The 11,742-nt window shown below is 37.5% G+C and carries 13 protein-coding genes; 12 read left to right on the plus strand and 1 reads right to left on the minus strand.

What is annotated here, in order from left to right; translation table 11 throughout:
- Positions 1-16 precede the first annotated feature (16 nt).
- From N4270_RS02990 to N4270_RS03045, 12 genes are all read left to right on the plus strand, one after another.
- Positions 17-562 (plus strand): hypothetical protein, encoded by a 546-nt coding sequence (locus N4270_RS02990; protein WP_260095314.1) that lies wholly within the window; start codon positions 17-19, stop codon positions 560-562.
- Positions 552-1,709: an 8-amino-7-oxononanoate synthase gene (locus N4270_RS02995; protein ID WP_260095315.1), complete on the plus strand. Its 1,158-nt coding sequence runs from the start codon at positions 552-554 to the stop codon at positions 1,707-1,709. The genes N4270_RS02990 and N4270_RS02995 overlap by 11 nt, the downstream gene beginning before the upstream one ends.
- Positions 1,706-2,119 (plus strand): DUF2007 domain-containing protein, encoded by a 414-nt coding sequence (locus N4270_RS03000; RefSeq protein WP_260095316.1) that lies wholly within the window; start codon positions 1,706-1,708, stop codon positions 2,117-2,119. Before N4270_RS02995 ends, N4270_RS03000 begins: the two co-directional genes overlap by 4 nt.
- Positions 2,116-2,727 carry a dethiobiotin synthase gene (bioD, locus tag N4270_RS03005; RefSeq protein WP_260095317.1) on the plus strand — a complete coding sequence of 204 codons (612 nt, stop codon included), beginning with the start codon at positions 2,116-2,118 and terminating at the stop codon, positions 2,725-2,727. Before N4270_RS03000 ends, bioD begins: the two co-directional genes overlap by 4 nt.
- A 90-nt stretch (positions 2,728-2,817) precedes the next feature.
- The gene (bioA, locus tag N4270_RS03010; protein WP_260095561.1) at positions 2,818-4,083 is read left to right on the plus strand and encodes an adenosylmethionine--8-amino-7-oxononanoate transaminase; all 1,266 of its coding nucleotides are present in this window, start codon (positions 2,818-2,820) and stop codon (positions 4,081-4,083) included.
- 183 nt (positions 4,084-4,266) lie between these two features.
- Positions 4,267-5,430, plus strand: coding sequence for a beta-ketoacyl synthase N-terminal-like domain-containing protein (locus N4270_RS03015; RefSeq protein WP_260095318.1), 1,164 nt, complete (start codon positions 4,267-4,269; stop codon positions 5,428-5,430).
- Positions 5,431-5,490: 60 nt separating this feature from the next.
- On the plus strand, positions 5,491-6,123 hold the full coding sequence (locus tag N4270_RS03020; protein ID WP_279309183.1) for a hypothetical protein: 633 nt from the start codon (positions 5,491-5,493) through the stop codon (positions 6,121-6,123).
- Positions 6,092-7,522 carry a flotillin family protein gene (locus N4270_RS03025; protein ID WP_260095319.1) on the plus strand — a complete coding sequence of 477 codons (1,431 nt, stop codon included), beginning with the start codon at positions 6,092-6,094 and terminating at the stop codon, positions 7,520-7,522. The genes N4270_RS03020 and N4270_RS03025 overlap by 32 nt, the downstream gene beginning before the upstream one ends.
- A 77-nt stretch (positions 7,523-7,599) precedes the next feature.
- On the plus strand, positions 7,600-8,565 hold the full coding sequence (locus tag N4270_RS03030; protein ID WP_260095320.1) for an alpha/beta fold hydrolase: 966 nt from the start codon (positions 7,600-7,602) through the stop codon (positions 8,563-8,565).
- Positions 8,566-8,596: 31 nt separating this feature from the next.
- Positions 8,597-9,691 (plus strand): biotin synthase BioB, encoded by a 1,095-nt coding sequence (gene bioB / locus N4270_RS03035; RefSeq protein WP_260095321.1) that lies wholly within the window; start codon positions 8,597-8,599, stop codon positions 9,689-9,691.
- Positions 9,692-9,781: 90 nt separating this feature from the next.
- Complete coding sequence (locus N4270_RS03040; protein WP_260095322.1) at positions 9,782-10,645, plus strand: cupin-like domain-containing protein; 864 nt, start codon at positions 9,782-9,784, stop codon at positions 10,643-10,645.
- Between the two features lie 68 nt (positions 10,646-10,713).
- Positions 10,714-11,205: a DUF6646 family protein gene (locus N4270_RS03045; RefSeq protein ID WP_260095323.1), complete on the plus strand. Its 492-nt coding sequence runs from the start codon at positions 10,714-10,716 to the stop codon at positions 11,203-11,205.
- Positions 11,206-11,258: 53 nt separating this feature from the next.
- Here the strand turns inward: N4270_RS03045 and N4270_RS03050 are convergent, their stop codons facing one another.
- Positions 11,259-11,732 carry a regulatory protein RecX gene (locus N4270_RS03050; RefSeq protein WP_260095325.1) on the minus strand — a complete coding sequence of 158 codons (474 nt, stop codon included), beginning with the start codon at positions 11,730-11,732 and terminating at the stop codon, positions 11,259-11,261.
- Between the last annotated feature and the right edge of the window lie 10 nt (positions 11,733-11,742).

Raw genomic sequence — 11,742 nt, forward strand, 5'->3', positions numbered from 1 at the left:
ATTTATATTTGTAACCATGGATACACCCATTATTGTCTCAGAGCGCGAAAAATCTCTTTGGAAACTAGTATTCGCCGCTTTATGTTTCACCATATCTTTGGCGCTACTAGCCATTTTTATAATGCAATTTTATAGTGATAATCATCTTATCAAAAAATTAGCTTCTCAAGCATTCTATTTTTTTTACCTAACACCAATAGGCATTTCATTATGCGCACAGAAAAAAATTTATGTCGATTTAAAAAACACCAGATTTAAATCTTCATACGAGATTGGACCTTTAAAATTTGGGAAATGGGTGACGATTAAAAATTACGAATATGTATCGGTTTTCTTTGAGTTACTTTCAAATGGAACTCCTAAATTTAAAGTCAATTTATGGTGTGACAACAATCGTCATTTTAACCTATACAATAGAGACAATTATTTAGATGCATTTACCGTTGGCTACTATTTATCTGAAGAATTAAGCATAGATTTACTAGATGCTACAGTGCCAAATGATTATAAATGGATTGATAAAGCAGATTGGAAACGACAAATGAATGCAGATGCTTCCTAAAAAACTACAACATAAACTCGATACACGAAAGCAGGAAAACGCTTTCAGACAATTAGGACAACCTAATACGCTCACCGACTTCGCGTCAAATGATTACCTTGGTTTTTCGCAATCTAAAGAGCTATTTGATAAAACACATGCTATTTTAAAGAACTGTAATAAGGCTCAAAATGGAGCAACTGGATCACGATTATTATCTGGAAACCACAGCTTATTTCAAATTGTAGAACAACAAATAAGCGCCTTTCATAATTCTGAAACTGCTTTGGTTTTTAATTCTGGTTACGATGCAAACTTAGGTGTTTTCTCATGCGTTCCTCAACGACATGACATTGTATTATATGACGAATATTGCCACGCTTCTATTCGCGACGGCATAAACATGAGCAATGCCAAAGCCTTTAAGTTTAAACATAACGATGTAACAGCCATCGAGCAGTTAATGCTTCGTCACGCCCTACCTAATGCTGCATCAAATCAGAATATTTATGTGGTGACAGAGTCTGTCTTCTCAATGGATGGTGATTCTCCAGATTTAAAAACACTGGCACAACTCTGTAAAAAATACAAGGCCAATCTCATTATTGACGAAGCTCATGCCATTGGTGTTTTTGGAGACCATGGCTGCGGAAAAGTTCAAGAATTAAACCTAGAAAGTGCTGTTTTTGCACGAATTATAACCTTCGGAAAAGCCTTAGGTTGTCATGGCGCTGCACTACTAAGCCATAACGATCTTAGAGATTATATTATCAATTTTTCGAGACCCTTTATTTATACGACTGCACTGCCTCCTCATAGCTTAGCCTCTGTAAAAGTGGCTTATGATGAGCTGCTGAATCAAATGAAGCAGAATGTTAGTAAGCTTCGGCAAAATATTACTGTTTTTTGTTCCGAAATTGAGCGCTTACAACTTCAATCCTTATTCATAACAAGTGATTCGGCAATACACTGTTGTACCATTTCGGGAAATGACAAAGTCAAGACTATTTCCGAAGCATTAAAACACAAAGGCTTTGATGTAAAAGCCATTCTCTCTCCTACTGTTCCTAAAGGAAAAGAACGTTTACGATTTTGTGTTCACAGCTATAATTCTCCAGACGATATAACGAAAGTTTTAGAGTTGTTAGCTACTTTTGTACGCGTATGAGTTCGACATTTACTACCATAGCAAGATTTCAATACACTACTGAAGCCCAAATCATAAAAGGGCGTTTAGAATCTGAAGGAATTGACGTCTTTTTAAAAGATCATCTCACTATAGACACCGATCCTTTAGTGAGCAATGCAATTGGTGGTGTTAAACTTCAGGTGCTTTCTAAAGACGCATTGAAAGCACAACATATTTTGAGTACAGTCAAAGCGTACACCATAGATGATGATGGGAATCCGGTTAATTGCCCAGATTGCAATAGCGAACAGATAGAATTATTTTCTACGATAACCGATTTTAAATCGTTTTTTTCGTTTTTAATTGGCTTTCTATTGGGTATATTTCCGTTTTATACACGCTACAAGTACAAATGTGAAAACTGCCGAAAAGAATTTAAACTAAAATGAACACCTATTTTATCACAGGAATTGGAACAGATGTAGGAAAAACAGTTGCTGCTGCAATAGTTACCGAAGCCTTAAAAGCCGACTATTGGAAACCTATTCAGGCTGGAGACCTGAAACATTGTGACACCAAAAAAGTAAAACAACTCGTTTCAAATACCACCTCTGTATTTCATAAAAACACTTATGCTTTACACACGCCTATGAGTCCGCATGCTGCAGCCGATATTGACGGCATCACCATAGATGTAAAAAAAATAAAAGCGCCTCAAACCAAAAACCACTTAGTCGTTGAAGGCGCTGGTGGCTTGCTCGTTCCTATCAATCACAAGCAGACTATAATCGACATAATACAACCCAATTATAAAGTTATTGTGGTTTCCAGACATTATTTAGGAAGCATTAATCATTCCTTATTAACCATTAATTTACTCAAAGACAAAGGCTACAATGTCTCTGTTATTTTTAGTGGAAACGCACATAAAACAACTGAAGACATTATCTCAACCATGACCAATGTAAACATTATTGGACGCATCGATGAAGAACCCTATTTTGATAAGAATGTGGTCAAGGAATATGCAGAGAAATTCAGAAAAAATTTAAAATAACCGTCACCCTAAACTTGTTTCAGGGTCACACAAATAATGAGATGCTGAAACGAGTTCAGCATGACGACTAAGGCATTACAAACACGCGATATGACATTAAGAGAACGCGATAAAAAACACCTGTGGCATCCCCTAACACAGCACAAAACACACCCAGATACCATTGCGATTGTAAATGCCAAAGGCTGTGTGTTAACCGATGAAGATGGCAACAGCTATATTGATGCAATTGCCTCCTGGTATACTTGTATGTATGGCCATTGTAATCCCTATATTACCAAACGTGTTTCAGACCAGATGCAGCATTTAGATCAGGTCGTGTTTTCAGGATTTACACATGAGCCTGCAATTAAACTTTCTGAAGCCTTAATGGCAATCCTTCCCAAGAACCAAAACAAAATTTTCTTTAGCGACAACGGTTCAACAAGTGTCGAAATTGGTATTAAAATGGCACTGCAATACCATTTTAATAAGGCTGATAAACGCAATACCTTGCTCGCTTTTGAAGATGGCTTCCACGGCGATACCTTTGGCGCTATGAGTGTGTCTGGCTTATCGGTTTATAACGGTCCGTTTGAAGATTTCTTTTTAGAGGTTAAACGCATCCCAACACCCAATGGAAAAAACCACGATAGCATTTTAAACCTGCTCCAAGATATCGTATCACAACATAAGGTTGCAGGTTTTGTTTATGAACCTTTAGTGCAAGGTGCTGCTGCTATGAAAATGCACGACGCTCAAGGCTTAAATAGCATTTTAAAATTCTGCAAAGCCAATAACATCATAACTGTTGCCGACGAGGTTATGACTGGTTTCGGAAAAACAGGCAGGCATTTCGCCTCAGATCATCTCGAACAAAAACCCGATATCATCTGTTTAAGCAAAGCTCTAACGGCTGGCTTAGTTCCCATGGCAATTACAAGTTGTTCCCAGGATATTTATGACGCCTTTTATAGTGACGATATGCACAAAGGCTTGTTTCATGGGCATACCTACTCTGCAAATCCCTTAGCTTGTACTGCTGCTTTAGCAGGTATAGAATTACTAACATCTAATGAGATTCAAAACAATATCAAACGTATTATACATTCGCATCAGGAATTTGGTAAGCAAATTAAAGCCCATCCCAAAGTAGCTTCGATTCGTCAAACCGGAATTATTTTCGCCTTAGATTTAAATCTCAAAATGGAGCGTTATGGCAATTTGCGCGACAAGCTCTTTAACTATTTTATGAGTCAAGGTGTCTGTTTGAGACCTCTAGGCAATACCATCTACATTTTGGCGCCCTACGTCATTACTAAAGAACAACTTCAAAAGGTGTATCAAGTAATTATAGAGGCTTTAGATAATATGTAGGGCGTTACCACAAGGGTCAGGCTATCCGCTATATCTTTTTAATTCAAAAATTAAAAAGGATGCCGCTTCTATCCTTAACGCATAAGTAGTACTTTTGCTAAACCATCATCTATTTAGATGACATTATTAGATTCAAATCAAAATGTTATGAGATGCTGAACTCAGTTCAGCAGGACCAACACCGTGAAACAACCTATTTCAATAACATCTATCGCTTCCATTTCACCTTTAGGACTATCAGCCAAAGAGGTATGGAAAAACTACACGAATAAACAGGCCTTTTTTTCTAAAAAAGATAAGGCACTTGTAGCCCAGCTTAATTCAGAATCAAAATCAGCGATTGTGCTTTTAAAACAATCCAATCCTAAATATCAGGCCTTAGACAATTCGGTATTATATGCCATACACACAGCAAGGCAGGCCATAAAAAATGCCAATTGGATGGCTACAGACAACTTCGGAATTAACATTGGTTCATCTCGTGGTGCAACAGCCTTGTTTGAAAATTATCACAAAACATTTCTTCAAAATCACAAAGCCGAAACACTAACTTCACCAACCACAACGCTTGGTAATATTTCCTCTTGGGTGGCGCACGATTTACAAACACAAGGTCCCGAAATTTCGCATTCTATTACCTGCTCAACAGCACTTCACGCCATGCTCAACGGAATTGCCTGGATCAACTCGGGAATGTGTGATAAATTTTTAGTTGGCGGAAGTGAAGCGCCTTTAACGCCTTTTACGATTGCGCAAATGCAAGCGCTAAAAATATACGCTAAAACAAGTTCTCATTCAGAGCAAAGTGAAACTTTTCAGTACCCAAACCAGGCTTTAAACCTCAACAAAACCGAAAATACCATGATTTTGGGTGAAGGTGCTGCAATGGCTTGTCTTGAATCTGGCGAAACATCAAATGCTTTAGCTAAAGTTATAGGGATTGGTTATGCTACCGAAATTTTAGAGCACAATGCATCTTTGTCTACGAATGCCATTTGTTTTCAACGCTCTATGGCAATGGCTTTAGGTCATTTAAACCCAGACCTTGTCGATGTTATCGTCACGCATACACCAGGAACTGTAAAAGGCGATCAAGCCGAAATTAATGCAATTCAAACTATTTTTTGTAACAAAATTCCTTCATTAACTACTAATAAGTGGAAGATAGGTCACAGTCTTGGTGCTTCCGGACTTTTAAATATTGAAATGGCGATTATGATGTTACAACATCAAGCATTCATTTCGGTACCTTACCTAAAAGTCGATACACCTAAGCGCATAAAAACAATCCTTGTAAATGCTGTCGGATTTGGTGGAAATGCGGTGTCTATTTTGCTTTCAAAATAAAATTGTAAGACTCTTTTAAAGGTCTTATATTTCAATATTAATTTTTAATACAAACCGATTATGGAATGGTTTTCTGCTTTAGATGGATTCTCTCAATTCTTTTGGATTATTGCGCTGATAGGCTCACTGCTTTTCGTCTTTGTAATCATTACAACTTTCGCAGGAATTGATGGTGGCAGCGAAATTGGTGACGTAGATGCCGATATTGATGCCGACACCGGTATAGGCTTTCAGTTTATTACCTTTAAAAACCTTGTAGGCTTCTTTACTATTTTCGGGTGGACAGGCATTGCTTGTCTTAATGCCGGATTATCGAAACCGCTTAGCGTTGTTATTGCTGCTGCTTGCGGACTCCTAATGATGGCCATAATGGCTGCCATGTTTTTTTCGATGCAAAAATTAGCCGATAGCGGAACTCTAGATTATAAAAATGCTGTCGATGCGATTGGCGAAGTCTACCTCACTGTTGGCGCAAATCGTTCAAAAATGGGCAAAGTAAGTGTTCGTGTTCAAGGCACTTTAAGAGAACTTGAAGCCCTTTCCGATTCGTTAACCGAACTCAAATCGGGAACCATTATTCAAGTGGTAGATGTGACCAGCAATGGCATATTAATCGTAGAACAAACCAAAAAACCTATAGAACCAATTAAAACAAAAACCTATGAAATTCCTTCTGACACAACAAGACTTTGATTTAGGCTTTCCAATAGTTATCGTTATTGCGATACTCATTGTATTTGTCTTTCTAATTATTCTTATTAAACGGTATAAACGCTGTCCTTCAGACCGTATTTTAGTGGTCTACGGAAAAGTTGGTGGAGGTCAATCTGCTAAATGTATTCATGGTGGTGCTGCCTTTATTTTTCCAGTAATTCAAGACTACGAATTTTTAGATTTAACGCCTATTTCAATAGAAGTTAATCTTGTTAATGCCTTATCAAAACAAAACATTCGTGTTAATGTTCCGTCGCGATTTACCATTGGTGTTTCTACCGAACCTGGTGTGATGCAAAATGCTGCCGAACGTTTATTAGGACTTGCACAACAAGATGTACAGGAACTGGCGAAAGAAATTATTTTCGGACAATTACGTCTCGTTGTTGCTTCTATGGATATTGAAGAAATTAATAGCGACCGAGATAAGTTTTTAACCAATATTTCGCAATCGGTAGAATCTGAATTGAAGAAGGTCGGACTCAAATTAATCAACGTAAACATCACCGATATTGTTGATGAATCGGGTTATATTGAAGCCTTAGGTAAAGAAGCTGCAGCGCACGCCATTAACGCGGCTCGTAAATCGGTTGCCGAAAAAACCAGAGATGGATCTATTGGTGAAGCTAACGCTGTTCAAGATGAACGTACACAAGTTGCTGCTGCAAATGCTCAGGCTGTTGAAGGGGAAAACACTGCAAAAATAGCCGTTGCCAATTCTGATTCCTTACGTCGTCAACGTGAAGCCGAAGCAGAACGTGTCGCTATCGCTGCCGAAAAAGTACAAAGTGCAAAAGCCTTAGAAGAATCTTATGCTGCTGAAAAAGATGCCGAAATAGCCAGAGCAGAACGCGAACGCTCATCTCAAATGGCCGATGTTATCGTTCCTGCTGAAATTGATAAACGCAAAGTTGAAATTGATGCCGAAGCCGAAGCAGAAATGATTCGTCGTAAAGCAAAAGGTGAAGCAGATGCTATCTTATTTAAAGCGCAAGCCGAAGCACAGGGTCAGTTTGAAGTCTTAACCAAACAAGCGGCTGGTTTGCAAGAAATCGTTAAAGCAGCCGGAAATAGTAGTCGTGATGCGGTGTTATTATTAATTGCTGATAAATTACCAGAATTAGTAAAAACTCAGGCCGATGCTATTAAAAATATCAAAATTGATAAAGTGACCGTTTGGGAAAATGGTGGCAATGGTGAAGATGGAAAATCGTCTACCGCTAATTTCCTATCTGGAATGTACAAATCTGTACCTCCGCTTCAAGAGATGTTTAATATGGCTGGTATGGATTTACCGGAATACTTAAAAGGGAAAGACAAAACAAAAACGGAAGACCCAAAAGCACTTCCGAAGCAACCAGATAACAAAGAAAGTTAATTCTTAAAAAAGTCCGCTACTAAGCGGATTTTTTTTGTTCATTGGTTTATAATTATATTTACAAGAAACATCCAATTATGACATCGTTTATTAAAATCTGCCTCGCTTTCGTTGTATTTCAAACCATGGCCTTTGCGCAAACCGATCCAAACATATTTGATAAGTTTGAATCCAAGTTTTATACCATCGATGGCTATAAAATCAACGTCGAAGTTTTAGGGGAAGGTGATCCCATTTTCTTTCTGCCTGGAGGTCCTGGAAATTCACATGATTATATGCAAGGCGCTTTTGGTCAGTATTACAAAACGCATACTGTTGTGTTCTTTGACTGGTTAGGTCGTGGTAAAAGTGATAATGCCAAAGATGTTTCAGAATACAGCGTAGAAAATGATGTCGAAATGATTGAAAAACTTCGGAAGCTTTTAAAATTTGATAAAATATCACTGGTTGGTCATTCCTACGGAACAGTGCCTGCACAAGCTTATGCCATCAAGTACAAAAATAATGTCAAAAATATGATATTGATTAATGGCTTTCATTCGGGTGCTATGTGGCAAGCCAATTGCGATAGCTATAACCATTATGCCAAAACTCATTTTCCAGAAAAATGGAAAGTAGTCGACTCCTTACGATCATTAGGTTATGTATCGAGCCAGGAACCTTTAAAAACCGTGTATGGTAATTTTCCGACCAAATATATTTACTATCACAATACCAAACTAAAGTCTAAAGCGCCTAAAACCAAACACCGAAGTTGGGCTGGTGATGTATACACGACAATTATTGGTCCAGACGGTGATTTTGATGTGTCGGGAAGTATGATTAATCAAGATTACAGACAGCATTTAAAAGATGTTAAAGCCAAGACTTTAATCGTTGCAGGCCGTTACGATGGCGTCTCAACACCAGAATTCGCCGTTCAATATAAAACCTTTATGCCGCAAGCGCAATTTGAAATGTTTGAGCAAAGTGCTCATAATCCATACCTTGAAGAACCTGAAAAATTTTATGCGCTTTTTGATAAATTTATGGGTATAAAATAGGTATTTTTGAACGCTATAAAGACGAAACAATATGAGTATAACTAGACATAATTGGACGAAAGAAGACATTTTAGAGATTTATAATAAGCCTTTAATGGAGCTATTATATGATGCGGCAACCATTCATCGCGAGCATCACGATCCTAATACTGTTCAAGTCTCCACATTGCTTTCTATTAAAACGGGTGGCTGTCCTGAAGATTGTGGCTATTGCCCACAAGCGGCACGATACCATACCAATATTGAAGGCAACGACCTTATGTCTGTTCAGCAGGTAAAAGCGCAAGCCTTACGTGCAAAATCTTCAGGAAGTTCTCGTGTTTGTATGGGAGCCGCCTGGCGAAATGTAAAGGATGGTGAAGAATTTGATCAGGTTTTAGAAATGGTAAGAACCATCAATAAACTCGATATGGAAGTGTGCTGCACACTTGGAATGATTACCGAAAATCAGGCGCAACGTTTAGCCGAAGCAGGCTTATACGCTTACAACCACAACTTAGATTCTTCCGAAGAATATTATAAAGAAGTGATTTCTACGCGTGGTTATGAAGACCGTTTAGAAACTATTGATAATGTTAGAAAAACCAATGTAACTGTGTGTTCGGGTGGTATTATTGGAATGGGTGAAAACATCGAAGATCGGGCAGGAATGCTGGTCGCTTTATCGACTTTAAATCCGCAACCCGAATCGGTACCAATCAATGCCTTAGTAGCTGTTGAAGGGACGCCTCTTGAAGATCAACAACCGGTTTCTATCTGGGAAATGATTAGAATGGTCGCAACGACAAGAATTGTCATGCCAGAAACCCAAGTACGCTTAAGTGCTGGTCGTACCGAAATGACACGCGAAGGTCAAGCCATGTGTTTCTTTGCTGGTGCTAATTCAATTTTTGCTGGTGATAAGTTATTAACGACTCCTAATCCTGATGTTGATGCCGATATGGAAATGTTTAAACTGCTAGGTTTAAATCCGCAAAAACCTTTCATTAAAAAAATGCAACCGCAAACGGTAGAAGCTCAAGATTCGCAATACCAGGCTTTAGGAGAAAAACCAAAATGGTCGCGCCCAGAACATACCATTGAGCGCAATGAAGTTGCCAAACAACAAGCCAAAGCATTAAAGTAAGGTTCTTTTAAGGTGTTCTATTCGATATTTTAACAAACAATTAATTCTGTTTGGTAACGTTTTCTTAACTTTGAACACTAATTTTTTTTAATGCCTACACTTAATCTTCAAGATATTCCTCGGGTGAAGACAATCACAAAAGAGGATTTTATAACACACTACTTTAAACCGCAAAAACCTGTGGTTATTGAGCGCTTTATTGAGGATTGGCCTGCCTATACCAAATGGAATCTGGATTATATCAAAGCCATTGCTGGTGATGTGGTCGTCCCACTTTATGATGACAGACCTGTCGATTATGAAGACGGATTTAATGAGCCACATTCTAAAATGAAAATGAGTGACTATGTCGATTTACTAAAAAGTGAGCCGACCAAGTATCGTATTTTTTTATGGAATATCTTAAAGGAAATTCCGCAATTACAAAAGGATTTTACCTATCCCGATTTTGGCTTAAAACTTATGAAAAGCCTTCCGATGCTCTTTTTTGGAGGTCAAGATTCGCATACGTTTATGCATTATGATATCGATCTGGCCAATATTTTCCATTTTCATTTTCAGGGCAAAAAACTGTGCATCTTATTCGACCAGAAGCAAAATGACTATTTGTATAAAATTCCGCATTCCTTAATCACACGAGAAGATATCGATTTCTCAAATCCCGACTTCAATAAATGGCCCGCTTTACAACAGGCAAAGGGATGGCAATGTGAATTAAATCACGGTGAAGTGCTTTATATGCCCGAAGGTTACTGGCATTATATGAAATACCTTACTCCAGGTTTTTCTATGAGTTTAAGAGCTATTGCACGAAATCCTAAAAATTTAGGAAAAGCCATATACAACGTATTAATAATGCGTCATTTTGATAATTTAATGCGTCGTGTTAAAGGACAAAAATGGATCGATTGGAAAAACGAACAAGCCATAAGCAGAACACATAAGAGTTTTTAGCAAAAACACCTCAGAATTAAAAACTTATAATATATTTGCGTTCTCAAATTTTTTAAAGACAAACAATTATGAAAAACATCCTTTTAATTTTCGCTTTAATCTCTGTATCCTTTGTAAATGCTCAAGCGTTTGAAGGTAAAGGAGATCAAAAATTTCAAGTTGGTGCGAATATTCAAGATGAAGCAACAGGAATCAATGTAAGTTTTGATTATGGATTAGGCGACAATATTTCTGTGGGTATATCTTCGGCTTATGCGTTAGGAATTGACGACAGATTAGATGCCGATTTTGGAGATCGTTTTGATTTAAAAGCACGATTTAATGCCAATTTAGGAACTGTCTTAAATATTGATGATAACTTCGATTTATATCCAGGTTTAAGCTTGAGTTTGAAAAATTTTGGAGGTCATCTTGGTGCGCGTTATTTTTTTAGTGATGGCTTTGGGATATTTACTGAAACTACATTCCCATTAGCAAAATACAGCAATGACAAATCAGATATAGGCTATTATATCCACAATCAGTTTGCGGTAAATATTGGAGCAACCTTCAATTTATAATAGCAAAAACATAAATTTTAAAAAAAGCATTTCATCATTGGAGATGCTTTTTTTTATGGAATCAACTCGCGTATTTTATCATATACCAAATGAGATTCCCAACCGCGATACAACAAATAATCGGCTAGCTTTTTTCGTTGCTTCTGAACATTTGTCTCTCTTATCGATGCTAATTTTTTTTCAGCTAAGGCATGAAATGTTTCCAAATACTCTTGGTCATTCAGTTCTTTAAGTGCTATAGTAATAAGTGTATTATTAATCTCTTTACGCTTTAATTCGAGTTTTAAACGCTGTTTTCCCCATTTTTTTATTCGGAATTTACCACGCACAAATGCTTTGGAAAAGCGTTCTTCATTTAAGAAATTATGTGCTAATAAATGCACAATAATTTGATCTCTTGCCTCAGGAATCATGCGCATATCATATAATTTTTGAGTCACATCTTGATGACATCGCTCTTGATAAGCACAATAATGCTCTAAACGCTTTTGCGCTTCATCGACAGTATATGTTTTTGACGGATACATTGTGCAAAAA

Source organism: Psychroserpens sp. SPM9, from assembly GCF_025153525.1.
Classification (GTDB): Bacteria; Bacteroidota; Bacteroidia; order Flavobacteriales; family Flavobacteriaceae; genus Psychroserpens.

Coding starts and splice junctions, on each gene's coding strand:
- N4270_RS02990 (WP_260095314.1), top strand. CDS start 17: ATGGATACACCCATTATTGTCTCAGAGCGCGAAAAATCTCTTTGGAAA.
- N4270_RS02995 (WP_260095315.1), top strand. CDS start 552: ATGCTTCCTAAAAAACTACAACATAAACTCGATACACGAAAGCAGGAA.
- N4270_RS03000 (WP_260095316.1), top strand. CDS start 1,706: ATGAGTTCGACATTTACTACCATAGCAAGATTTCAATACACTACTGAA.
- bioD (WP_260095317.1), top strand. CDS start 2,116: ATGAACACCTATTTTATCACAGGAATTGGAACAGATGTAGGAAAAACA.
- bioA (WP_260095561.1), top strand. CDS start 2,818: ATGACATTAAGAGAACGCGATAAAAAACACCTGTGGCATCCCCTAACA.
- N4270_RS03020 (WP_279309183.1), top strand. CDS start 5,491: ATGGAATGGTTTTCTGCTTTAGATGGATTCTCTCAATTCTTTTGGATT.
- N4270_RS03025 (WP_260095319.1), top strand. CDS start 6,092: ATGAAATTCCTTCTGACACAACAAGACTTTGATTTAGGCTTTCCAATA.
- N4270_RS03030 (WP_260095320.1), top strand. CDS start 7,600: ATGACATCGTTTATTAAAATCTGCCTCGCTTTCGTTGTATTTCAAACC.
- bioB (WP_260095321.1), top strand. CDS start 8,597: ATGAGTATAACTAGACATAATTGGACGAAAGAAGACATTTTAGAGATT.
- N4270_RS03040 (WP_260095322.1), top strand. CDS start 9,782: ATGCCTACACTTAATCTTCAAGATATTCCTCGGGTGAAGACAATCACA.
- N4270_RS03045 (WP_260095323.1), top strand. CDS start 10,714: ATGAAAAACATCCTTTTAATTTTCGCTTTAATCTCTGTATCCTTTGTA.
- N4270_RS03050 (WP_260095325.1), bottom strand. CDS start 11,732: ATGTATCCGTCAAAAACATATACTGTCGATGAAGCGCAAAAGCGTTTA.